23 protein-coding genes and 1 tRNA gene are annotated in these 22,324 nt (G+C 32.7%); 9 read left to right on the top strand and 15 right to left on the bottom strand.

Translation table 11 applies throughout. The features are described from left to right. Positions 1-116: 116 nt before the first annotated feature. The 4 genes from ACYSNX_RS00460 to ACYSNX_RS00445 all read right to left on the bottom strand — a co-directional run bounded on the left by ACYSNX_RS00460 (position 117) and on the right by ACYSNX_RS00445 (position 3,202). Positions 117-201, bottom strand: a tRNA-Ser gene (locus ACYSNX_RS00460). Between the two features lie 25 nt (positions 202-226). Then, on the bottom strand, positions 227-1,261 hold the full coding sequence (locus ACYSNX_RS00455; RefSeq protein ID WP_461752717.1) for an asparaginase: 1,035 nt from the start codon (positions 1,259-1,261) through the stop codon (positions 227-229). Continuing rightward, a complete protein-coding gene (locus ACYSNX_RS00450; protein ID WP_461752716.1) occupies positions 1,254-2,390 on the bottom strand; it encodes a 1-acyl-sn-glycerol-3-phosphate acyltransferase in 1,137 nt (378 codons plus the stop codon). Before ACYSNX_RS00450 ends, ACYSNX_RS00455 begins: the two co-directional genes overlap by 8 nt. Before the next feature lie 41 nt (positions 2,391-2,431). Continuing rightward, the gene (locus ACYSNX_RS00445) at positions 2,432-3,202 is read right to left on the bottom strand and encodes a TatD family hydrolase (protein WP_461752715.1); all 771 of its coding nucleotides are present in this window, start codon (positions 3,200-3,202) and stop codon (positions 2,432-2,434) included. A gap of 70 nt (positions 3,203-3,272) precedes the next feature. On the opposite strand from ACYSNX_RS00445, the gene ACYSNX_RS00440 reads away from it, so the two are divergent. Next, positions 3,273-3,713 carry a retropepsin-like aspartic protease gene (locus ACYSNX_RS00440; RefSeq protein WP_461752714.1) on the top strand — a complete coding sequence of 147 codons (441 nt, stop codon included), beginning with the start codon at positions 3,273-3,275 and terminating at the stop codon, positions 3,711-3,713. Here ACYSNX_RS00440 and ACYSNX_RS00435 read toward each other — a convergent pair whose 3' ends face one another. After that, positions 3,714-4,292, bottom strand: a complete 579-nt coding sequence (locus tag ACYSNX_RS00435) for a DUF3109 family protein (protein ID WP_461752713.1) — start codon at positions 4,290-4,292, stop codon at positions 3,714-3,716. Positions 4,293-4,606: 314 nt separating this feature from the next. Between ACYSNX_RS00435 and ACYSNX_RS00430 the strand changes: the two genes are divergently transcribed. From ACYSNX_RS00430 to ACYSNX_RS00415, 4 genes are all read left to right on the top strand, one after another. Further along, positions 4,607-5,182, top strand: coding sequence for a MarC family protein (locus ACYSNX_RS00430; RefSeq protein WP_461752712.1), 576 nt, complete (start codon positions 4,607-4,609; stop codon positions 5,180-5,182). Between the two features lie 50 nt (positions 5,183-5,232). Then, positions 5,233-5,427: a hypothetical protein gene (locus tag ACYSNX_RS00425; RefSeq protein ID WP_461752711.1), complete on the top strand. Its 195-nt coding sequence runs from the start codon at positions 5,233-5,235 to the stop codon at positions 5,425-5,427. Positions 5,428-5,435: 8 nt separating this feature from the next. Next, positions 5,436-6,047, top strand: a complete 612-nt coding sequence (locus tag ACYSNX_RS00420) for an FAD-dependent oxidoreductase (protein WP_461752710.1) — start codon at positions 5,436-5,438, stop codon at positions 6,045-6,047. 83 nt (positions 6,048-6,130) lie between these two features. After that, positions 6,131-6,490 carry a DUF805 domain-containing protein gene (locus tag ACYSNX_RS00415; protein ID WP_461752709.1) on the top strand — a complete coding sequence of 120 codons (360 nt, stop codon included), beginning with the start codon at positions 6,131-6,133 and terminating at the stop codon, positions 6,488-6,490. Positions 6,491-6,546: 56 nt separating this feature from the next. Here the strand turns inward: ACYSNX_RS00415 and ACYSNX_RS00410 are convergent, their stop codons facing one another. From ACYSNX_RS00410 to ACYSNX_RS00395, 4 genes are all read right to left on the bottom strand, one after another. Beyond that, positions 6,547-7,509, bottom strand: coding sequence for a PCMD domain-containing protein (locus ACYSNX_RS00410; RefSeq protein WP_461752708.1), 963 nt, complete (start codon positions 7,507-7,509; stop codon positions 6,547-6,549). Positions 7,510-7,515: 6 nt separating this feature from the next. After that, on the bottom strand, positions 7,516-9,225 hold the full coding sequence (locus tag ACYSNX_RS00405) for a lipid A phosphoethanolamine transferase (protein ID WP_461752707.1): 1,710 nt from the start codon (positions 9,223-9,225) through the stop codon (positions 7,516-7,518). 9 nt (positions 9,226-9,234) lie between these two features. Beyond that, positions 9,235-10,371 (bottom strand): BamA/TamA family outer membrane protein, encoded by a 1,137-nt coding sequence (locus ACYSNX_RS00400; protein WP_461752706.1) that lies wholly within the window; start codon positions 10,369-10,371, stop codon positions 9,235-9,237. A 171-nt stretch (positions 10,372-10,542) separates the two neighbouring features. Continuing rightward, positions 10,543-11,736 carry an aromatic amino acid transport family protein gene (locus ACYSNX_RS00395; RefSeq protein ID WP_461752705.1) on the bottom strand — a complete coding sequence of 398 codons (1,194 nt, stop codon included), beginning with the start codon at positions 11,734-11,736 and terminating at the stop codon, positions 10,543-10,545. 115 nt (positions 11,737-11,851) lie between these two features. Here ACYSNX_RS00395 and ACYSNX_RS00390 point away from each other — a divergent pair, with 115 nt between their 5' ends. The 4 genes from ACYSNX_RS00390 (at position 11,852) to ACYSNX_RS00375 (ending at position 17,404) form a co-directional block, all read left to right on the top strand. Beyond that, the gene (locus ACYSNX_RS00390; RefSeq protein WP_461752704.1) at positions 11,852-12,223 is read left to right on the top strand and encodes a hypothetical protein; all 372 of its coding nucleotides are present in this window, start codon (positions 11,852-11,854) and stop codon (positions 12,221-12,223) included. A 63-nt stretch (positions 12,224-12,286) separates the two neighbouring features. After that, the gene (locus ACYSNX_RS00385; protein WP_461752703.1) at positions 12,287-14,656 is read left to right on the top strand and encodes a TonB-dependent receptor; all 2,370 of its coding nucleotides are present in this window, start codon (positions 12,287-12,289) and stop codon (positions 14,654-14,656) included. Between the two features lie 10 nt (positions 14,657-14,666). Beyond that, positions 14,667-15,152: a DUF4625 domain-containing protein gene (locus tag ACYSNX_RS00380; protein ID WP_461752702.1), complete on the top strand. Its 486-nt coding sequence runs from the start codon at positions 14,667-14,669 to the stop codon at positions 15,150-15,152. Between the two features lie 128 nt (positions 15,153-15,280). Beyond that, complete coding sequence (locus ACYSNX_RS00375; RefSeq protein ID WP_461752701.1) at positions 15,281-17,404, top strand: prolyl oligopeptidase family serine peptidase; 2,124 nt, start codon at positions 15,281-15,283, stop codon at positions 17,402-17,404. A gap of 61 nt (positions 17,405-17,465) precedes the next feature. Here the strand turns inward: ACYSNX_RS00375 and ACYSNX_RS00370 are convergent, their stop codons facing one another. From ACYSNX_RS00370 to ACYSNX_RS00345, 6 genes are all read right to left on the bottom strand, one after another. Beyond that, a complete protein-coding gene (locus tag ACYSNX_RS00370) occupies positions 17,466-18,068 on the bottom strand; it encodes a DUF1684 domain-containing protein (RefSeq protein WP_461752700.1) in 603 nt (200 codons plus the stop codon). 82 nt (positions 18,069-18,150) lie between these two features. Then, positions 18,151-18,624: a Dps family protein gene (locus ACYSNX_RS00365; RefSeq protein WP_461752699.1), complete on the bottom strand. Its 474-nt coding sequence runs from the start codon at positions 18,622-18,624 to the stop codon at positions 18,151-18,153. 201 nt (positions 18,625-18,825) lie between these two features. After that, positions 18,826-19,329: a hypothetical protein gene (locus tag ACYSNX_RS00360; RefSeq protein ID WP_461752698.1), complete on the bottom strand. Its 504-nt coding sequence runs from the start codon at positions 19,327-19,329 to the stop codon at positions 18,826-18,828. Positions 19,330-19,519: 190 nt separating this feature from the next. Beyond that, on the bottom strand, positions 19,520-20,239 hold the full coding sequence (locus tag ACYSNX_RS00355) for a 3-ketoacyl-ACP reductase (RefSeq protein WP_461752697.1): 720 nt from the start codon (positions 20,237-20,239) through the stop codon (positions 19,520-19,522). Positions 20,240-20,309: 70 nt separating this feature from the next. Next, positions 20,310-21,074 (bottom strand): DUF3050 domain-containing protein, encoded by a 765-nt coding sequence (locus ACYSNX_RS00350; protein WP_461752696.1) that lies wholly within the window; start codon positions 21,072-21,074, stop codon positions 20,310-20,312. A 6-nt stretch (positions 21,075-21,080) separates the two neighbouring features. Further along, positions 21,081-22,259, bottom strand: a complete 1,179-nt coding sequence (locus tag ACYSNX_RS00345; RefSeq protein WP_461752695.1) for an acyl-CoA dehydrogenase family protein — start codon at positions 22,257-22,259, stop codon at positions 21,081-21,083. Positions 22,260-22,324: the final 65 nt, after the last annotated feature.

The raw sequence follows: 22,324 nt of genomic DNA, 5'->3' as shown, positions 1-22,324 counted from the left end.
CTATAAGAGTTAGTAAGTTTAAGTTAAAAAATTAAACAAGGACACATGTTGTATACAGAATAGGTGAAACAAAAAATGCAATCAACTGAATTGTAGTTAATTGCATTTTTGTCTTGCAGAGAGGAAGGGATTCGAACCCTCGATACATTGCTGTATACGCACTTTCCAGGCGCGCGCCTTCGACCGCTCGGCCACCTCTCTAAAAATCTGACGCGAATATAGTAAATTATTTCTCTATTTCACCACAAAAAGGTCGCTCAAATTCACTTTTGAAGTTATTAGTTGTGTTTTGCGCTAATAGAAACATCATTTTTGTAATAGCTGCTTCTATGGTTATGTCTTTACCTGAGATTACACCTATATTCTTTAGTTGTGTACTTGTAGCATATTTACCCATGTCAACTGATCCGCTCAAGCATTGGGTCACATTTACCACTTGAATCCCCTTTTTGATAGCCTTATCTATACTATTTATAAACCATGGTTCACTAGGGGCATTTCCAGCTCCATAAGTTTGCATAACTACTCCTTTGAGGTTAGGAATATTAAAGATAGCCTCTAAAACGGGTTGTTGTATTCCTGGGAATATGTGTAATATAGCTACATCGCATGACATTTGGGTATGCACTTTTAAATTGGAATCTGGCTGCTTATAAATAAGTAGATTTTGATTAATTTTTAAGTGTACTCCAGATTCTGCTAAATGTGGAATATTTGGGGAAGTAAAGGCATTAAAAAATTCTGAACTGACTTTCGATGTCCTATTTCCTCTATAGAGCTTATATTCAAAATACAAACAAACCTCTTGAATTAAAGGTTGGTCTGTATTTTGATTTTGTAAAGCAGCAACTTGAATTGCGGTGATTAAATTTTCTTTTGCGTCTGTTCTTAAATCGCCAATTGGCAACTGTGAACCAGTTAAAATAACAGGTTTATCTAAGTTTTCTAACATGAAACTTAGGGCAGAAGCAGTATAAGACATGGTATCAGAACCATGCAAAATAACAAAACCATCAAATAAATGGTAATTATCTTTGATAACCATAGCCATTTTACTCCACATACTTGGATGCATATCTGAGGAGTCAATAGGCACTTCAAAAGAATAAGTCTTAATGGAGCATTCTAGAAGATGTAATTCAGGAATGCGCTCTAAGAGTTGATCAAAATTAAAAGCCTTTAAGGCTCCTGTTTTGAAATCCTTTATCATACCGATAGTTCCACCAGTATAGATTAGTAGAATAGCAGGTTTTTTATTCATTCTCTAGTAGTTTTAATTTATTTACCACTGGATTTGCATACATAGCTAGGAAATTATCCACTACTGCTTTGTTTTCTTTATCTACTCTAAGCTCCAATCTTCTTTCAAAGAGTTGTTTTTCTTTTTGAGTGTATTTATCGGCAAACTCATTGGTTTTATGCAATAAATCGTAAGCAATATAATTAGTAGGCCAAAGTTTATAGTTAGAGATGATTTTCTCATCTAAAATATTAGCCACACTTTGTATTTGTTTATTAACCTTATCGCTTTCTTCTTTGATTTGATCTAATTCCATATCTAGTGGTTCTCCTACATGAATATGGATACCTTTTTTCTGACCAATAATACCGCTATAAAGATTAACGAAATCTTCGTTTTTATCCTTCTTATAAGTCTCTTCATTAGCTGCAGCTATAAGTTGAGGTATTTTTAAAGCATCTGTTGGGTCATACTCATAGGAAATACTAACAGGAACTATTTTTACCTTTTTGAAGTAATCCATAAGGTTGTCCATGTCATTTGCCATTCCGAGCATTTTTAGAACTCCTTGGTGAGTTTGGTCATTTCCATCCTTAGCACGTCCTTCTCTTTGTGCAATCCAAACAGATCTTTTTTGTTCAAATAAAAGGTGATTGATATACTCACTCATTAATTTTGAACTTTGTAGAAGCTCTCTTGGAGGTAGTCCTCGTTTAACTAGGAAGTTTCGGTTTACTTTTGCAATTGCTAATAGAAAAGATTTTTGAACTAGGTTATCCCCAATAGCTGAGGCAGTCATTATCATTCCATGCTCTTTTAGAGCAACGTTTAGCAAAGAAGTATCCATTAGGATATCTCGGTGATTAGATATGTAGAAATAGGGAGTGTCTTTATCTAGTTTATCAAAGCCCGAAGTGGATAAACCATTGGAGCTTTTCTCTAAAATTCGACAAATAGAGTGATAAGCAAAATCGTTTTGAAATTGCTGTATGGACTTTATTTCTTTTAAGTCATTCATCCATTGTGCTTCCGTTTTATTCGGAAATGTAAAGTGCATTAAAGCTTTGATCATCGGGTGTTTTGAAATATGTGAAAGAACTTCATTTACTTCGTGATCGTGGTAATGGCGTATTGAATCAAACTTAGACATTATTATGCTTTATTATTGTAAAGAATTGTTGTAATACTATTTCATATTCCAAACACAGCTTGTGAATTAGCTGTTGTTTGCTTGGCTATCTCATGTAGAGGTAATTGGTAAATATCTGATAATTTTTCGGCAATATTTACTATATAAGCACTTTCATTTCTTTTACCTCTAAAAGGAGATGGTGCAAGATACGGAGAATCGGTCTCTAATACGATTTCCTGTAAGGGTATTTTATGTAAAAATTGGTCAATTTTACCGTTTTTAAAAGTAACTACTCCTCCAATTCCAAGTTTTAGATTATAGGAGATGGCTTTTTGAGCTTGTTCGTAGGTTCCTGTAAAGCAGTGAAATATTCCTCTTAGTTCTGGGGACTTTTCTAACTCCAAAACTTCAAATACTTCGTCAAATGCATCCCTACAATGTATATTTATAGGAAGATTGTATTTTTTGGCAATTTGAATCTGTTTTTGGAAAGCCTCTTTTTGAATAGATAAGGTAGTTTTATCCCAATATAAATCAATACCAATTTCTCCAATGGCATAAAACGAACGCTTTTCTAATTCTTTTTCAACGAATTCTAACTCTTGTAAGTAAGTTTTTTCTTTTACATCTGTAGGATGTAATCCAATCATTAAAAAGATGTTATTTGGAAATTGATTTTCAAGTTCATACATCTGTGGTGCATAACTAGAGTCAATTGCAGGTATAAAAAAACGCGAAACTCCATTTTGAATTGCACGATTTATTGTTTCTTTGCGGTCGTCCTTAAATGCATCTGAATACAGATGTGTATGGGTATCAGTAAAAATCATTGGTTGGAGTGTTTTTATTTGCTACTTTGGCTACAAAAGTACCCTATATATTGAATTAAACTAAACTAAAATGAAGGAAAAGTTGCAAGATTTACTAAAGGCAGAAGGATATAAAAAAATTAATTTCAAAATTTCAAAAACCCAGCACTTATTTATCAAAGCAAAAATTAATGGGATAATGGGTGACTTTATTTTAGATAGTGGTGCTTCTAATAGTTGTATAGACTTTAATTACACCGAGAGGTTTTGTGTAACCGCTTCGGATTCGCCTACTCTTGCTTCGGGGGCAGGTGCAAATGATATGTTTACACAAGCTACTTTTAATAATCAAATTCAAATAGGAAGATGGAAATTAAAAGACTTTCATTTTATTTTGATGGATTTAAGCCATGTCAATGTGGCCTTGACTCAATTTAAAACCAAGAATGTACATGGAATAATCGGGGGTGATATTTTAATAAACGCAAAGGCTATCATTGATTATAATAACCTTTGTGTATATATGAAGTAACTATTTGTTTTTTTGTTCAAAATATTCTTTAGCTACTAGCTCTAGTTCATCGTACCAATCTTCTCCGTACTTACGGATTAATGGTGCTTTTAAGAATTTATATACTGGAACTTGTAATTCTTGACCTAAAGTACATGCGTCAGAACAAATATCCCATCTATCGTAATTGATAGCCGAGAAAGAAGTAAACTCTTTTATTCTGATAGGGTATAGATGACAAGAAATCGGTTTTTTCCAATCAATTAAACCTTCATTATAAGCTTTTTCAATACCACATAATGCCATTTCATTTTCATAAATAACATAAGCACATTCTCCACCGTGTATTAATGGAGTTTCAAACTCACCATCTTCCCCAATGATGGATGTTCCTTGGGTTTCTATGGCTTGTTGACCTTCAGGACGTAAAAATGGTTTTACCTTATCATAGACTTGGTTCATGATTTCTACTTCTTGCGGCTCAACCGGTGCACCTGCATCTCCATCTATACAGCATTGTCCTTTACAGGCTGATAAGTTGCACACAAATTCTCTTTCTAGAACTTCTGCAGAAACGATTGTTTTTCCGATTTGAAACATAATACAATTGATTAAAAAATGTTTGCAAAAATACGAATCTTTTGGCATATAAATAGTTTTCAAAATAAATCTTAACGTATTTTATAATTTTAGAATGTATATAAACAATGATTTTAGTGGTTTTATGTGGAATGTTATCCTACCTAAAATTACAGGGTAGTTTTGAGAAATGTGAGAATAATGTTTTAAATTTTTAATTGGAATAAGTAAAGGTGATTTAAATTGGTTATTTTTAGTACTTTATTTAGGTTATTATTCTTTATAATATTTATATTACTTTTGCCGATTAATTTTTTCAATTTAAAGCGTTTTTTATGCAATTTAATTTAAAAGATACTATAACTATAACAATGATTTTGTTTGCAGTTATTGATATTTTAGGAGTAATTCCTATTGTTGTAGACTTAAGGAAAAGAGTAGGAGAGATAGAGTCTAAAAAAGCTACTTTGGTCTCCGCAGCTATTATGATTTCTTTCCTATTTATCGGAGAGCAATTATTACATTTAATTGGGATTGACGTACATTCCTTCGCTGTTGCTGGCGCATTAGTGTTATTCTTTTTGGCCTTAGAGATGATTTTAGGTATTCGTATTTACAAAGACGATACACCTGGAACGGCTTCTATTATTCCTTTAGCCTTTCCTTTGATTGCTGGTACAGGTGTACTTACTACAATTCTGTCTCTAAGAGCTGAGTATGAAACTGTTAATATTGTGGTTGCCATTGTTGTTAATTTAATCTTAGTATATATTGTCCTTCGTTCTTCGTCTAAAATTGAAGCTATTCTAGGTACTGGTGGTCTAGGGGTAATTAGAAAGGTTTTCGGAATTGTACTACTAGCAATTGCTGTTAAATTATTTATGAGTAATGTTAAAGGGTTCTTTGACTAGATAATATTTTTGTATTTTCGAACAATAATATTCAAAAATTAATCATAGAAATGAAGATATTTTCGTACATAGCAGGTATTGTTATTTTAGCTTTAATTGTTTTTAATATAACAATGTTAGATTTTAATAACTTATTTCAAGGAGATAGTTTAATTGCTTTAATCGGAATTGTAGCCCTATTATGTGGGATTTGTATTCTTTTGATTTTTAAAATGGCTAAGCTAATCGATAGTAAAGTAAAGTAGTATTTCAAATGAAAATATTTGATGTATTAATTTTTGGAGGGGGTGCCTCCGGGGTTTCTTGTGCCCTAGTTTTAGCTAGTTCTGGACACAAAGCATACGCAAGTGAAAAGAAGATAGGTATTATCATGCACCAGAAAGCTTCTATGTTACAAGAAGCTGTTTTTTATAACGCCTATGGCGTAACTCAAGGTACCTTAGGTAGATCTCTATTAGAGCAAAGCATTAGAGATCTAGAGTATTACCCTAATGTTGTGCAAATTCCAAGAGAGAAAGTATTAAAGGTAGAAAAGTTAGAGAACTACTGGCTTGTATCTACTAACTTCAATACCTATAAAAGTAAGACTATAGTAGTTGCAGTTAATTCTAGTGGAAGTTTTAAAATTGAAGGTTTGATGGAGTATGTTCAGCCACATAAAAAATCTCTTGCTAGTAAAAATAGAATACAGCTAAAAAATATCGACCATAAAGTAGATGAAGATCTTTATGTTTGTGGGACTTTAGCTGGACATGCTAGCCAGTTAAGCATTGCGTCGGGAAGTGGTGCTATGGTAGCTACAGATATTTTAACTTTGTGGAACAATGGTATTCCAAGCCATAGTCACGATAGTATTAGAAAATAATCTAATTAAATAGTATTGTATTATGTTAATTTATCTATACATTTACACTTATTAGTAAGTGTATAATTTAATTAGCTGTTTTTATGATAAAGCAATACGTAGAAACTATCAAAAAGCATTATATTGATTTTGATGGCCGTGCTAGTAGAAGAAACTACTGGACTTTTGTTCTGATCTCGTTTTTAATTAGTATTCCATTAGCAATCGTTGATTATCTTATTGGATTTAAATTGTTTGGGAGTTTATTCTCTTTAGCTCTATTCTTACCTTCCTTAGGATATATAGTAAGAAGACTGCATGATACAAATAAGAGTCCTTGGTGGTTATTACTTTGTCTTACAGGAATTGGAAGTATAGTTGTTTTTGTCTTTTTACTTTTAAAATCAGATGAGTACGCTAACCAATATGGAGAGCCAGATCGTCATGTTGATATAAAGCTTTAAGCAAAATATTCTATTTATATATAAAAAAAGGTTGAACCTCTTGGTTCAACCTTTTTTTATGGGTAAACTAATTTTACATTATCAATCCATAAGCGGCTATCTGTATTTCCTATATACGCACCACCATTGCTGGAAGAAAACTGAAGGATTAAGTGAGTTACTGACTCTTGCTTATCTGCCCACTCTACTTCTTGAATAGGGACCATCTGCCCTTTGCTATTTTTTGTATAATAAGGCTCTTGCTTATCTCTTAGGGCCATATAATCTTTATAGTAATTCTGATTGGTAATATCTCCATAATGTAGAGTAAGCTGATGGGAATTTTTCCAATTTTCTTGTGGCTTATCAAATCTCTCCCAGCCCGTTGCTACTCGTTTAGCATAAACGTTTCCTTGCTCATCTTCCCATCTATGTTGTAGTAAAATATGAACTTCGGCCATATCGTTGTCTTTGGTTAAAGTACCGTTTCCCATTCCATTGACTTTTCTAGATGGTCCGCCTGTTATTACTTTATAGTCATACTGTAATGCAATGGGTTTTTTGTTAAACTCTATTCCTGTGATTAGCTTACTTTGTGGATTTTTCGTATCGGTAATAGGTTCATTCATTTGTCCTAGAAATAATGTGCCACTAGCTAAAACATTAATATTAATAATACCCAATACTTTGACTCTTTCGATTTTAGTTTCTAATCTAGCTGCCATAGAATTATTTCTTTGTTCTGGAAAGACAGTAACACTAGCTTTGGTAATTCCGCTAACAACAGCCAGAACAGAAGAGGTAGCCCAAGGGGAGGTAGTATCTACATAGGGGGTGTTGTCCTTCAAAGTATCTTGTATGTCTGTTAAAGAATAAATATACTGGGTTTTACCCCCAATGATAAAGGATTCTTTTACTTCTCTGACCATCCATTTGTCCATATCTCCATAAGCAATAGGCTCTGTATGTTGAGCACAAAGCCCAATGCAATATAGTAAGGAAAAAATCAATAGAAATCTAAAGTGTAGGTGAACTTTCATAGCTTATCAATTCTTTATATTGTTTTTGTTGAACATCAATAAATCTTCTTGTTTTAGATTTAGTTGCTGATATAATATTGCCTTGTCATGATCATTTAAATAAACCCTTGGTTTTATTTGAAAGGTAGAATCGCTCAGTGCCAAATCTCGCTGCAAGTAAGGGGTGGTGATATTTGCTAAATCAATTATGGTGTGAAAGACAGCGTTACTGGAAATTGGTGTGCTTTGATTGCTTAATAGCTGATCTACTTTATGTGGATTTTCTAATTTATAATTTTGAGAATACCACACTAGCATTGGTACTCTTAGTTGATAATAGGTAGGGGTGGGAGAAGAGTGTAAAAATCTATTTCTTTGATCATCAAATAAATCTTCTCCATGATCAGAAATATACATAATTGTGCTTATGTAGGGATATAAATCAAGGGCCTGTATGGTCTGATAAATAAAATTGTCCGTACTTAAGATCGTATTGTCATAAGCGTTTACAAGGGTCTCTTTATGGTCTACATCTACTTTTGTTACATGGTCTGGTTGAAAAACAGAAAAGTCCTTCTTGTACCTTTGACTATAATTAAAGTGGGAACCATAGGTATGTAAAACAATAAATAAATCCTCTGTTGTGGTATCTATGTATTGCTTTAATAATGGTAGTAAATCCTGATCCCATGCATTTTGGGTTATTCTTGTGGTTGGATCTGTTTGTCTTATGGTATAAAAAAGATCAGCTTGTTTAGTAAAGTATTCAATGAAAGAATTATTTTCTGCTTGATTTGACAAACAGATTGTTTTAAAGCCACTTTGTTTAAAAGCTTCAAATATTCCTTTTCTCGTATATATCTGATCATAGTCTTGTGCCCCAACATCGGATAGTAAGATAGAAACACTTTTATGGGTAGCATTACTTTGGGTTAGCACATCTTGGAAGACTATAAGGTTTTCTTGCTGACTTAAAAGTGGATTAGTATCTCTGTGATAGTTGTATAAAAACCAATTATCCGCCCTGCTAGTTTCTCCAATAATTAAAACATACACCTGTCTTTTATCTTGAGGTTTTGTTTTGGCTTTAAAATCAAAATCTTGTGAGCTTACGGGATAGTTTTTTATTCTAATTGATTTGTTTATAGCGAAATTTAAATTATAAAGAGCATTATATGGATAGACATTATCTTTAAATGAAAACGAATTAGTCGGAGAATAATTCGAAAAAAACGAAGCTATTATGCTATTCATAAGTAGTATAATACCTAGTTTGAATAGTCTTTTTACTGTAGATTTTTGGATTGTGCTCTTTGCCCTTATTTGTTTATAAGCTAGCATTAATGCTGGTATATATAAAATACATACTAGTGCAATAGAAGGTATCAAGCTTCCGAGTAGTTCCTGAATTTCTGAAGAATTTGTAGTAGCTACATTTAAAAACATATCCGAGGCTATTACCTCCTGACCAAATATATAGAATAAAACAATTTGGAAAGAATGTAAGAAAATGAGAGGGAATAATACCAAAGTAGTTATTCCAGGATTTTTGAAAATACAATAGATTAAACAAAGTAAAGACAGTGGGAATAAAACAATTGTAACCTTTCCAGGGAAATTTAAAGGCTCACTGAACAAAAAATATAAGCTTGGTACCATATTAAGGATAATATAGTATAACAAGGAAAAATCAGAAGATGGTAATTTCTGCAACAATGTACTTCGTGCTTTTGACATTATTATTTTCTAAAAAGATTCATTTATATTAAAGTAAAATCCGTTGTGACCTTTGGTAAGACCATAATCCAAACGAATATTGATTCTATTTTTAAACTCCCAACGGTAACCAATTCCATAATTGGTTAGAGTTTGATTCCAACGGAAATTATTTGTTTTGTTGAATACATTTCCAGCTCCTGCCCAAAGTACTATGCCATGACGGTTAAAGATATTTTGACGAAGTTCAACTTGTGTGTTTAATTGCTTTTTATCGCGATACTGCCCTAAATAATACCCTCTCATTTGTCTTGCGCCTCCTACCTTAGAAAGCATACTCCAAGGGACTTGGCCATTATTAAAGATAGCATTAAAATCAAAGGCAATAATAGTTTTTGGTCTTATTTGTTTATAAAAACGAGAAGTAAATTCTAATTTGGAGAAATTGGAGGTACTACCTAACAACTTGGTGTAGAACACTTGACTTAAATTTAAGTATACTCCTTTGTAAGGGTTAGGAATAAAATCCCTAGAATCATAGGATAATAAATACCCAACACCAATTGCAGTATTATTTAGGATTTCTCCTTGTACAAAGGAAGGGTCTTCAAATCTTTTTGAGTTATAGTTATGGGCAGAAAAATTGATTCCAACATAAGTATTATCCATTATTTTTCTCAAAAGATCTGCATCTAAATCGAATTGGTATTCATCGTATTTGGTGAAATTTCCTTGCTGACCTTTTTCATAGCCAATACCGTAATATTGTGTAGGCATATAGGAATACTTCATGTCATAGTAAACACGATATTTATCTTGTGGAAAAAACGAGGTGTTTTCTATTCCTACAGAATGAAAACCATTTGTTGTGATACTTGCATAAATAGAAACTCCAGAGCGAGGTAAATCAAAATCTGTCTTATCTAATCGGTACTGACCTGATGCCATAATTCCGATACCTAATTTAGTGTCGGGAGAATAACTCGGTCCACCTATAAAAGATAAATCAAATTTATTGACAGATTTATCTTTTTGGGCTTCTTCGAAGTAGGTAACTAAGCGCTTAAAAAAGTTGGGGTCTTTAGGTAAACTATCTTGGGTTTGTGCAATTGTACTTATGGGTATGAAAAGTATACAAACCAATATACATAGATATATTTTTTGCATTAAACATTCTGGCTAAAAATTATTTGTAAAATTACAAAAGCTAGCTTAGAAGGATTGTTTTTATATCATAAATATACCTTAATTATAAGACAATTAACTGTAAATTACATTGTGTTATGATAAATTCACAATACATTGGGTTTTTATTTTGATTTAATTAATACTTGCTTATTAAGCATTGTTAACTATAATTAATTGAGCTAAGGTAATTAAGATGGATAAACAGAAAGCCAATGAAATCATACAATAAGTAAATATAGATATTGGTCGATTATGAAATCGCATTGCCTTTACAAATAAAATACAGGGAATTATTAGCGCTAGGATTACTCCTGCTATTGCCGCATAACCTAATGCCACGATAAATCCAGTAGGATAAAATAAAGCAAAAGCTAGAGGGGGTAAGAAGGTAATTATACCTGAAGCACCAGCTAATGTTTGTTTGGTAAAACGCTTTGCTAACACATCTTTATAATAATCAAATAAACCAATACTTACCCCTAAGAAGGATGTTCCTAATGCTGCAGCTGCAAAAAAGCTGAACAAAGTCTCAATCCAGGGAGAATTAGACATTTCTCTTATACTCATTATAAGTGATTCTAAACCTAGATTCTGAGTGACAATTTGCATAAAGCTGCTCTGGTCTAAACTTCCAAGTACTACTACTTGCCAGATTAAATAGATAATAAGAGGAAGAGCGCTACCTAAAATAAAGGCCTTCTTTAGTAATCCCTTTTTACCATCTAAGTATTGTACAATACTTGGAATACTTCCATGAAAACCAAAAGAAGTAAATATGGCTGGTATTGCTGTAATTACAGCTCCTTGTGACAAAGGCATGGATAATAAATAATTTCCTTTAATCAGAGGAGTCATCAAAAATACTAAGGCTGCAAGGAAGATAATTTTTAAACCAAATAATCCTCTAGTTATAAAGTCAACACTTTTTGTTCCGATAACAACTATGGTACTAAATAATAGGGAGAATAATACAATAGCTAACCTACTATCAAAATCTGTTTGGAATAATAAATCGATATTAGTTTTGAAAATTGCTCCTCCACCTGTCATATAGGCTGCTGTGAGTCCGTATATTAAGAACATTAAACTAAGACCAGCTATCCGATTGGTAAAAAAGCCAGCATATTTTCGTGTTAATGTATCGAAACCGTCTCCTGGAGAATTGAAATCATAAATGTCTACCATTAATAAAGAAGTATAGCACATTGTGAACCATATTATAAATAATAGAATACAAGTTCCAATAAAGCCTACACCAGCTGATGTAATTGGCATAGCTAACATTCCAGCTCCAATACTAGAGCCGGCGATGATTAAAATACTCCCAATTAGTTTACTATTCATGAATTTTAATTTAATAATAGCAAAGGTAACAAAGTGAATTAACAATAGAGATGCTAGTGTTATAATTTTACTTGTAGTTAACACAGATGTAGAAAATCTTCTATATATTTGCTTTATGCTTAAAACGAAGTACATATCGCGAATCCTACTTGCTTTTGCATGTATGTTTATCTTTGTTTTTCAAGGTATGCACGCTATTGAACATACTTTGTCCATAAAAGAGTACCAATCTACACACGGTACTCATGAGCATTTTACACAATCTCGTAATAATAGTTCTGAATTTCAATGGCAAGAAGACCACGGTTATTTAGATCATTGTTTTGTTTGTGATAATATGCTGAGTCCATTAATTCTAAGTAGTGCTTTAGAGTTAGAACAGCTGCAAGTAGATTATATCCTTAAAAAGCAACAGTTAGAATGTGAGCGATTTGTCAAGCTTTCTCATATCTATTTTAGTTTACGAGCCCCTCCTGTTTTAGGTTAAAAAAGGTATTGTCTCTTAAGATTTATGTCTTAGGAGTATTTTTTAATCTATTTTATTTTTAACATGAGAGTTACATTATTAGTAAGCTCTCTGGTATTTTCTATAAATGTTTTTGCACAAGACTTTTCTTTAAAAGGTACTGTAAAGGACACTTATGGACATGTTTTACCAGGGGCTAAAGTTAGCTTTGGGACTAATTCTACCTGGGCTAATGAAAAGGGGGAATACAACTTTTTATTTCAAGAAGAAGTACAAGATTCTTTAAAGGTAGAACTTATAGGTTTTAGTTCTGTAAGTGATTTTGTAAAGGTGGATAAACCAATTTACAAGCAAATTGTATTAGACTTGGAGCAATATTTTTTAGAAGATATTGTTATTTCTGCAGCCTATGAAAATCCACATTTGGGCAATATTCAAGATTTTAGAGTAAACAAACTACAGAAAAATTATCAAGGATCACTAGCTAAGTCTTTGGATAATATTGCGGGAATGAATTCCATGGATATAGGTGCCGGGGCTTCAAAACCTACCATAAGAGGTTTAGGCTTTAATCGTTTGGTAGTTGCTCAAAATGGGAGTAAACAAGAAGGTCAACAATGGGGAGCAGATCATGGATTGGAGATCGATATGTTTGCAAACGAAAAAATAAGCATTATAAAAGGGGTGGGTACTATACTTTATGGAAGTGATGCCATTAGTGGGGTAGTAAAAGTTGATAACGAACAGATTCCCGAGAGAGACTCCTTTAGTGGAAACTTTCACGTATTAACACAAAGTGTCAACGATTCTTATGGAGGAGTACTGCAACTTAAAGGTAGAGGTGAAAAAACTTTTTTTAAATTTAATGTGAGTGCTTTTGACTACGCGGATTATAAGGTGCCAACTAAGCAGATCCTTTATTTGGATACCAAGATACCCCTTAAGAATAACAGAGTTGTTAATTCAGCAGGACGCAATTTAGCATTATCAGGACAAATAGGCTATGTAGAAGAAAAGTGGGAAAATATCTTGACAGTGAGTAACTTTTATGAGAAAAGTGGCTTTTTTCCTGGCTCACATGCTATGGATGAAATGGATTTAGATAAGTCTGGAAAAGGGGCACGATATATTGCTATGCCCAATCAAAGTGTTAATCACTTCAAAGTAGTTAACAATTGGCGTTATTTCTTATCGGATAATACTACTCTGAAAGTAATGGGGTCTTTCCAAAATAATTTACGACAAGAAAAGAATGAGTTTCATAGTCATAGTGGGGGACAACTAGATTCAAAATCAGATCCAAATTTAGAAGTGGAATTTAATTTAAGCACAGTAGAAACCTCTATTGTAGTAGAGAATATCTCTGCTGAAAATCACCAAGTAAAGTTAGGAGCTTCTTATTTATATCAAGACAATACAATTGATGGATATGGTTTCCTTTTACCTAAATACAGAAAAGATAATATCGGACTATTTGCTACTTATTCCTATTATTTAAACTCAAAAGTTACCCTTGAAGGAGGAGTTCGATTTGATATTGCTTCTATAGATACGGATTCATTTTTTGATCAAAGTCTGTATGATTATTTATTACAACAAGGCTATAATGAGCAAACCGCCCTACAATATGGCCAGCGTTCCCAAGACTTTAGTAAGACCTATAGTAGCTTCAATGCCATGTTAGGTCTAAATTATAAGTGGACACAAAGTACTGTATTAGCAATGACTCTAGGAAGTACCTTTAGATTCCCAACGCCAATGGAGTTAAGTTCCAATGGGGTACATCATGGGGCTTATCGCTTTGAAAAAGGGAGTTTAGACCTTGATCCCGAAAGAGGATTTGTAGTAGATATGAATGTTAAAGTAGAAAGGCAAAAGTTTGCAATTGGCTTTAGTCCGTTTTTGTATTATTTTACTAACTATATTTATCTAAGACCCAGTGGGGAATTTTCAGTGGTTCCTGATAGTGGTCAGATCTATCAATACTCTCAGACTAAAGCAATATTAAGTGGCTTTGAATTAGAGTTAGAAATCAATTTGTTCAAAAATATCCGCCTTACAAATATTCTCGAATACAATTATACCCAACAAATAACTAAAGATAAAAAGACAAACTATCCCTTAGCATTTTCAATCCCTTTAAATAACTTCACTCAAGTTGAATATAGTTTAAAGGACCTACATAGTTTTAAAAATAATAGCTTGTTTTTTAATGCCAAGTGGTTTGCGCGACAAAATAGAATCGCACAAGCAGAGCTTCCTACTCCAAGTGCATTAAATTTAACTACAGGAGTTAATAGTAAGATTACACTTGGCCAATTAGTTTTTAATACTAGTGTTTCAATAAGTAATTTATTGAATCGTAAAAATCTTAGTCATACTAGCTTTTATAGAACTCTAGATATACCACAACCAGGTAGATCTATCCAAGTTAATGTAAGTATTCCTTTTTAAAATAAAATTAATGAGAACTATTATAAAATTTTTTCTAGGTATAAGTTGGATTTTACTTACTTGTACCTCTTGCCTGAATGCATCTGATGATGTGGATACTCAGCCTCCATTTATACAAATCATAACCCCCGTTATGGATTCAGAATGGATTAAAGGTCAAAACCTTTATATAAAAATGACTTTAGGAGATAACCAAGCTTTAGGAAGTTATAATATTGATATTGTCCCTGCTCACCATGACCACGACCACGATCACGACCACGATCACGACCACGATCACGAAGAGGGAGAGGATCATGAGGAAATTGAGTTTTTTTACAATAGGACTTTTAAAGAAGTATATGGTTTTAAAGAATTTGAAGTAGAGAATAATCAGATACTTATTCCGGAAAATTCTGAACCTGGGAATTATAAGCTTGTAGTGAAAGTTTTAGATTTAATGGGGAATCAAAGTATAGGATCTACTAATTTTGAAATTGTTAAAAAAACAGAATAGCAATAATTGATTTTTGTTATAATTAAGTAAATTTTAGTGCTTTACTTTAGTTTTATTAAAGAGTATAGTTATGATTCATTATATATTTAATTATATTTGTTTTTCAAACTATTAATTACCCTAAAAAAATGAAAAAATCATTAATGACACTTTTGGTAGCTGCTGTTGTAATGTCTTGTAACGATAAGAAACACGATGCAGAACATAGCCAAATTACTTATCCTGAAACTAAAAAGGGAGAAGTGGTTGATAACTATTTTGGGAAGGATATTAAGGATCCTTACCGTTGGTTAGAGGATGACCGTTCTTCTGATACTGAAGCTTGGGTTAAAGCTGAAAACAAGTTAACTTTCGATTATCTATCTAAGATTCCTTTCCGTGACGATTTAAAGCAACAAATGGAAAAAGCTTGGAATTACGAGAAAATAGGAGCACCATTCCAAGAAGGGGCTTATACATATTTTTTCAAAAATGATGGATTACAAAATCAATCTATTTTATATAGAAAAGATAAAGATGGTAACCAAGAAGTTTTTCTAGATCCAAATAATTTCTCTAAAGATGGTACTACATCATTAGGAGGCCTTGACTTTTCTGAAGATGGTAGTAAGTTGGCTTATGCTATTTCAGAAGGAGGAAGTGACTGGAGAAAAGTTATCGTAATTGATACAAATACAAAAGAGCGCATTGGAGATACTTTAGTGGATGTGAAGTTTAGTGGAGTGTCTTGGCTTAGAAATGATGGGTTCTATTATTCTAGTTATGATAAACCAGAAGGAAGTGAATTATCTGCAAAAACAGATCAACATAAATTATATTACCATAAACTTGATACCAAGCAAAGTCAAGATGAATTAATCTTTGGTAACGATAAGAAGAGACGTTATGTAGGTGGAAGTGTAACAGGAGATAACCAATTCTTAGTTATTACTGCTGCAAATTCAACTTATGGAAATGAGCTTTATGTTAAGGATTTACGTATAGCTAACAGTCCAATCGTTACTTTAGTAGATAACTTTGATAGCCATAATGGGGTATTAGATAGCCGTGATGGTAAGTTATTTATTGTAACAGACTTTAACGCTCCTAATTCTAAAGTTGTGACTGTTGAAGCTTCTGCTCCACAACAATCTAACTGGAAAGACTTTATTAAAGAAACAGAAAATGTATTAAAAGCGTCTAAAGGTGCAGGTTATATTTTTGCCTCTTATTTACAAGATGCAGTTACAGCTGTTAAACAATATGACTATCATGGTCAATTAGTAAGAGATATTGAGTTACCTGGATTAGGAACAGCTAGTGGTTTTGGTGGTAAAAAAGATCAAGAAACTCTTTACTATTCTTTTACAAATTACATTACTCCTGGAACAATTTACGCATACAATGCTAAAAATGGAGATTCTAGTGTGTATGATCAACCAAAAGTAAACTTCGATCCTTCTTTATATGAGTCAAAACAAGTATTCTATACTTCTAAAGATGGAACTAAGGTACCAATGATTATTACTTATAAGAAAGGAATAGAATTAAACGGTAAGAACCCAACTATGCTTTATGCTTATGGAGGATTCAATATTAGCTTAACTCCTTCTTTTAACATTGCAAATGCAATCTGGTTAGAAAATGGTGGAGTTTATGCTGTTCCAAACCTTAGAGGTGGAGGAGAGTATGGAAAGAAATGGCACGTTGCAGGTACACAGTTACAAAAACAAAATGTTTTTGATGACTTTATTGCTGCAGGAGAGTATCTAATTGCTCAAAATTATACTTCTTCTGATTTCTTAGCTATTAAAGGTGGTTCTAATGGAGGATTATTAGTAGGTGCTACTATGACTCAAAGACCAGACTTAATGAAAGTTGCTTTACCAGCAGTTGGAGTTTTAGATATGTTACGTTACCACACTTTTACAGCAGGAGCTGGTTGGGCATATGACTATGGTACTTCAGAAGACAGTAAAGAAATGTTTGAATATTTATTAGGATATTCACCATTACATAACGTAAAATCAGTAGATTACCCAGCGACTATGGTTACTACAGGTGATCATGATGATAGAGTTGTTCCAGCTCATAGCTTCAAGTTCGCTGCAGCTCTTCAAGAGCATAATACTGGTAAAAACCCAGTGTTAATCCGTATCGAAACAAATGCAGGGCATGGTGCAGGTAAATCAGTTAAACAAACAATCCAAGAGAATGTAGATCTACAGGCTTTTACATTATATAACATGGGAGTAACTTCTTTAAAGAAATAAACCAAATTATCTTAAAAATAGAAAAGGATGCAAAATTGCATCCTTTTTTATTTTAATCCTATTAGTAGGAATAATCTTTAACTCCGGCATTAACTTCAAAATTTAAAAAGTTCTGCTCTGGTGGAATTGGACAAGAGTACTTTGGATTATATACACAATAGGGATTATATGCTTTATTAAAGTTCAAGATGATATTATTTTCTTGAGGTATAGTTAAGTTCAAATACCTACCGCCACCGTAAGAAGTAACTCCTGAGGTTAAATCAGTAAATGGCAAGAATAAATAATTAGCATATTGCTGGTCTTGGATTAGAGCCAAATCTTGAAATACATCTAATACATAGTTTTTCCCTTGGTATTGAAAAGTTATTTCTCCATATTTTCTATAAAATGGTCTTCTATTTGTGGTAGTTAACATTTCAAAGGGCTTTTCCTCTGGGGTCGCTTTTATCTGACCTTCTATAATAAAATCTTTATCTACAGGGAAAAAATCTAAAGACTTAAAGTTTTTTAAAGCATCTTTTGGTAAAGGTGAGGTCTTTGCATTGGAGAACTCCTGATTTAATTCTTTTTGAAATTCTAAAGTTTCATCCTCTTGGGTTTTGTTTGTTTCACATGCCCAAGCAATTAAAACCAAACCAGCAAGCATAAGTATTTTTCTCATAGGGACTTATATTTTGACAATTCGAAAAATTAAAAGTGTAAAAAAAGGTTTGCCTAAAAAGACAAACCCAATATAATGTTGATTAAGCTATATGAGCTCTAAGCATCCAAGCTTGTTTCTCATGTGATTCTAGAAGTGCGGTTAAAAAATCAGCTGTCCCAATATCATTTACATCATTAATAGTCTCAATGTTATCACGTAAGAAATTAATAATAGTTTCATGATCATTTAAAAGTTCTTTAATCCAAAAGCTTGATTTATTATCACTTGTATTTGTAACTTCTTTTAATTGAGTTAGCTCAATGTATTGTTTTAAAGAAGATGGAGCGTAGAATCCAAGTTGACGGATACGTTCAGCAATTGCATCTACATTTTCTTCAATTTGAGTATATTGTTCTTCAAAGAAGACATGCATTGCGTGAAAATCTATGCCTTCTATATTATAGTGCGCTGATCTAGTTTTTGTAAATAATACGAATTCATCAGCAACTAATTTAGATAAAGTTTCTACAGTAGTCTTACGTATGTCTTGGGATAATCCGATATTTAATTTCATAATATGTTTTTTATTAATGTAAAAGTAGTTATCCTTTAGAAAGGAAAGTAGTTTTTATTATTGATATATTTTATATTGTAATTTAAAAAAGTAATAGAAAAACCACCTTTGAAGTAAATTCTTAATCTTTATTAAATTACGAAAATTTAAATAAACAAAGAAGTTTAAAGTAAAAAAGGGAGCCTTAAGACTCCCTTTCTATTATTTGTTTAAGTCTTGAACAGCATTTTTCAATCCTTTTTTAGCGTCTTCTTTAGCATCGTTTAAGTTATCAGCTGTTTCATTAGCTTTGTCTTTTAAGTTATCAGCTGTTTCATTAGCCTTCTCTTTTAATGCTTTAGTAGCTTCCTCTGTTTGGTGTTTAGCTTCCTCAGCTTTATCCTTAGCTACTTCTTTAATGTCTTCAGCAACTTTGCTCGCTTGCTCTTTTACTTTTTGACTTTGTTCGTCCCAAACTTTTTGAGCTTTATCTAAAGCTTCTTGTGCCGTTTTCTGTGCAGCCTCATTTCCTGACTTAACTGCCTCTTGTAACGCTTTTTTAGCTTCTTCTAATTTTACACCAGCTTCAGCTTGAGCTGTTTTGTCTTCACTTAATTGAGCTTCATCTTTTTGCTCTACTTTTTCTTCTTTTGCGACTGAATCTTTACAAGCAACTGTAAAAAATAATAATCCACAAACAGCAAGAGATAATACTAACTTTTTCATAACGATTTTATTTATTGATTTTCAATCAAATTTATGAAAAATAAATGATTTTAAGAGGCGTTTTGTTGAAAAAATACGTTAAAAAGGATAGTTAGCTATATATATACGAGCAAAATCTAAATTTTATGCAAAAAAAATGGGCTGTCTTCTATTGTGAGACAGCCCCCTTTTAGATTATGTAAGAATTTTATTACTGTGGGTTTGTAGTCCATAAAGAAGCAGTTTTCAACATTGCTCTTCTTGGAAGTTTTAATGTAGCAACTACTACCTCAGCAAAGTCTTCTGGTTGAAGAATATGCTCTGGGTTACCATCTGTTAAGCCTAATTCAATAGACATATCAGAAGCAATTGTACTTGGTGTTAGAGTACAAACTCTAATATTGTTTTTTCTAACTTCTTTCATTAAAGATTCTGACATACCGATAACAGCGAATTTAGATGCTGAATAGGCTGAAGTAGTCGCATTACCGTTTAATCCTGCCGTTGATGCAACATTAAATATGTCTCCTTGATTTTTTTCAATTAAATGAGGTAATACTTCTTTAGTAACATTATATACTCCCATTACATTAGTTAAAAGGATGTCTTCCCACTGATCTGCTGGCATATCCGTAAATGAACCAAATGCTGCTATTCCCGCATTATTAACAAGAATATCAATACCTCCTAATTGTTCTATAAGAAGAGAAATGTTTTGTTTAACAGCTTGTTGATCTTTTACATCAAAACTTGCATAAAAAGCTTTTACACCAAAAGATTCTAATTCTTTTACAGTGCTTTCAAGGGTTTGAATATTTCTTCCAGTTATAGCTACATTTATTCCTTGTTGAGCAAAAGCTAAAGCCATTGCCTTTCCTAAGCCTCTACCGCCACCTGTAATAATAGCGTTTTGTCCTTTTAAATTTGTCATAACTTTTATTTTCTTATTTAAGATAATACAAAAATACGTCTTTTTTATATGGAGGTATAGTAAACAGATGTTAATTTATTTGTTTTTCAATGCTATCCCAAAGTGCAATTCTTTTATCTAGCGCGTTTTGCGACGCTGCTATAACTTGTTCCCATTTTTTAGGATCGTCTGCGCAAAGCTCACTTACCATTTGTAATGCCATTGGGCCATGTTCATCTGCATCTAATTCTATATGTCGTTCAAAATAATAGATCAGTTCGTTTAAATCAGCGTTTGGAAAATTAATCTGTAATTCTTTTAAAATACTTGTAAACATGCCTGGAATTAAATCTTCTCTACCAAAGGTAAATGTAGCCGCGATCTCATGTGCTTCTCCTCTTTCTATTGTGGTGAAGGTAAAGTTTAGAAAATCCTTTACCGCTAAGGGTAAATTACTACTATCTATAGCTACCTTTAAATCAGTTCCTGTGCTTAATTTACTTAGTAAGTTATTTATTTTTACTGTGTCTGCCTTTAAAGCTTTCATTGCTTTTGTATACATTTCAAAATGGCTTAGCCTACTTCCATCAAAGCCAATATCCGATTCTTCTGCTAGAACGATTTCGTTAATTAGATATCTTGTTTGCGGAAATTCGCTTGCTTGCCAAGGGATAGAAACACAGGTAAGCTTAATTTGTAATGCTTTAAGTAAAGACATAAAATCCCAAACAGCAAATACGTGGTTTTCCATAAAGACTTGTAGATCTTTTGGGGTTTTTATTTTACTGTATAGAGGATGGTTTAATAAGATTTCTCTTTGCTTTTCAATAGCGGTGTTTACTTGTTCTATGTACATAAAATTTTATTTGAAGGCACTATGACCTGTTATGTCTAATCCTGTTATGAGTAAGTGAATGTCATGGGTTCCTTCATAGGTAATCACAGATTCAAGATTCATCATGTGTCGCATAATTGGATAATGTCCACTGATCCCCATTGCACCAAGTATTTGTCTTGCTTCTCTAGCTATATTTAATGCCATTTCTACATTATTACGCTTAGCCATGGATATTTGTGCAGAGGTAGCTCTGTTTTCATTTTTAAGAACACCTAATCTCCAAGTTAGTAATTGTGCCTTGGTTATTTCAGTTATCATTAAAGCCAATTTTCTTTGTTGTAGTTGTGTAGCTGCGATAGGTTTATCAAACTGGATTCTCTCTTTGGCATACCTTAATGCAGTGTCATAGCAATCCATAGCTGCACCAATAGCTCCCCAGGCAATACCATATCTAGCAGAGTCCAAGCATTGTAAAGGAGCACCTAATCCACTCTTACCTACTAATAAGTTTTCTTTTGGAACTTTCACATTATCAAAGATTAATTCCCCTGTACAGGAAGCTCGTAAGGACCATTTATCTGTAGTTTCTGGGGTAGATACACCAGGTAAATTTGTCTCTACAATTAACCCATGTATTCTACCTTTTTCATTTTTAGCCCATACAATAGCAATATCTGCAATAGGAGCATTAGAAATCCACATTTTACTTCCATTTAGTAAATAGTGATCTTCTTTTTCGGTGAAGTTAGTTAACATAGAAGAAGGGTCAGAGCCATGGTTGGGTTCAGTAAGTCCGAAACAACCTATCCACTGGCCAGTAGCTAATTTAGGTAAGTACTTTTGCTTTTGCTCCTTGGTACCAAATTCATTGATTGGGTTCATCACTAAAGAAGTTTGAACAGAACAAGTAGAACGAATACCAGAGTCACCACGTTCAATTTCTTGCATGATCAGGCCATAGGATATATGATCTAGACCATGACCTCCATATTCAACAGGTAAATAAGAGCTAAAAGCTCCAATTTCTGCTAGTCCTGGAATTAAAGCTGTTGGGAAAATAGCCTCTTGGGCATACTTATCAATTATTGGAGACAGTTGTTGTTTTACCCAAGCTCGAACTGTATCTCGGATGATTTTATGCTCTTGCGTTAATAAATCATCTAGATGATAATAATCTGGACTTTGAAATAAATCATTACTCATAATATTAAAGTAATTTATAGGTTGTTGGTACAACAAAAATACTTAATATTTTACTCCCAACAAAT

The organism is Myroides sp. LJL115 (assembly GCF_054871665.1).
Note: the sequence above shows the minus strand (reverse complement) of the source record. Positions and strands in the feature narration are given on the sequence as shown.

Bases quoted from the DNA above. Each gene is read 5' to 3' on its own strand.
- ACYSNX_RS00455 (WP_461752717.1), bottom strand. From the start codon at position 1,261: ATGAATAAAAAACCTGCTATTCTACTAATCTATACTGGTGGAACTATC.
- ACYSNX_RS00450 (WP_461752716.1), bottom strand. From the start codon at position 2,390: ATGTCTAAGTTTGATTCAATACGCCATTACCACGATCACGAAGTAAAT.
- ACYSNX_RS00445 (WP_461752715.1), bottom strand. From the start codon at position 3,202: ATGATTTTTACTGATACCCATACACATCTGTATTCAGATGCATTTAAG.
- ACYSNX_RS00440 (WP_461752714.1), top strand. From the start codon at position 3,273: ATGAAGGAAAAGTTGCAAGATTTACTAAAGGCAGAAGGATATAAAAAA.
- ACYSNX_RS00435 (WP_461752713.1), bottom strand. From the start codon at position 4,292: ATGTTTCAAATCGGAAAAACAATCGTTTCTGCAGAAGTTCTAGAAAGA.
- ACYSNX_RS00430 (WP_461752712.1), top strand. From the start codon at position 4,607: ATGCAATTTAATTTAAAAGATACTATAACTATAACAATGATTTTGTTT.
- ACYSNX_RS00425 (WP_461752711.1), top strand. From the start codon at position 5,233: ATGAAGATATTTTCGTACATAGCAGGTATTGTTATTTTAGCTTTAATT.
- ACYSNX_RS00420 (WP_461752710.1), top strand. From the start codon at position 5,436: ATGAAAATATTTGATGTATTAATTTTTGGAGGGGGTGCCTCCGGGGTT.
- ACYSNX_RS00415 (WP_461752709.1), top strand. From the start codon at position 6,131: ATGATAAAGCAATACGTAGAAACTATCAAAAAGCATTATATTGATTTT.
- ACYSNX_RS00410 (WP_461752708.1), bottom strand. From the start codon at position 7,509: ATGAAAGTTCACCTACACTTTAGATTTCTATTGATTTTTTCCTTACTA.
- ACYSNX_RS00405 (WP_461752707.1), bottom strand. From the start codon at position 9,225: ATGTCAAAAGCACGAAGTACATTGTTGCAGAAATTACCATCTTCTGAT.
- ACYSNX_RS00400 (WP_461752706.1), bottom strand. From the start codon at position 10,371: ATGCAAAAAATATATCTATGTATATTGGTTTGTATACTTTTCATACCC.
- ACYSNX_RS00395 (WP_461752705.1), bottom strand. From the start codon at position 11,736: ATGAATAGTAAACTAATTGGGAGTATTTTAATCATCGCCGGCTCTAGT.
- ACYSNX_RS00390 (WP_461752704.1), top strand. From the start codon at position 11,852: ATGCTTAAAACGAAGTACATATCGCGAATCCTACTTGCTTTTGCATGT.
- ACYSNX_RS00385 (WP_461752703.1), top strand. From the start codon at position 12,287: ATGAGAGTTACATTATTAGTAAGCTCTCTGGTATTTTCTATAAATGTT.
- ACYSNX_RS00380 (WP_461752702.1), top strand. From the start codon at position 14,667: ATGAGAACTATTATAAAATTTTTTCTAGGTATAAGTTGGATTTTACTT.
- ACYSNX_RS00375 (WP_461752701.1), top strand. From the start codon at position 15,281: ATGAAAAAATCATTAATGACACTTTTGGTAGCTGCTGTTGTAATGTCT.
- ACYSNX_RS00370 (WP_461752700.1), bottom strand. From the start codon at position 18,068: ATGAGAAAAATACTTATGCTTGCTGGTTTGGTTTTAATTGCTTGGGCA.
- ACYSNX_RS00365 (WP_461752699.1), bottom strand. From the start codon at position 18,624: ATGAAATTAAATATCGGATTATCCCAAGACATACGTAAGACTACTGTA.
- ACYSNX_RS00360 (WP_461752698.1), bottom strand. From the start codon at position 19,329: ATGAAAAAGTTAGTATTATCTCTTGCTGTTTGTGGATTATTATTTTTT.
- ACYSNX_RS00355 (WP_461752697.1), bottom strand. From the start codon at position 20,239: ATGACAAATTTAAAAGGACAAAACGCTATTATTACAGGTGGCGGTAGA.
- ACYSNX_RS00350 (WP_461752696.1), bottom strand. From the start codon at position 21,074: ATGTACATAGAACAAGTAAACACCGCTATTGAAAAGCAAAGAGAAATC.
- ACYSNX_RS00345 (WP_461752695.1), bottom strand. From the start codon at position 22,259: ATGAGTAATGATTTATTTCAAAGTCCAGATTATTATCATCTAGATGAT.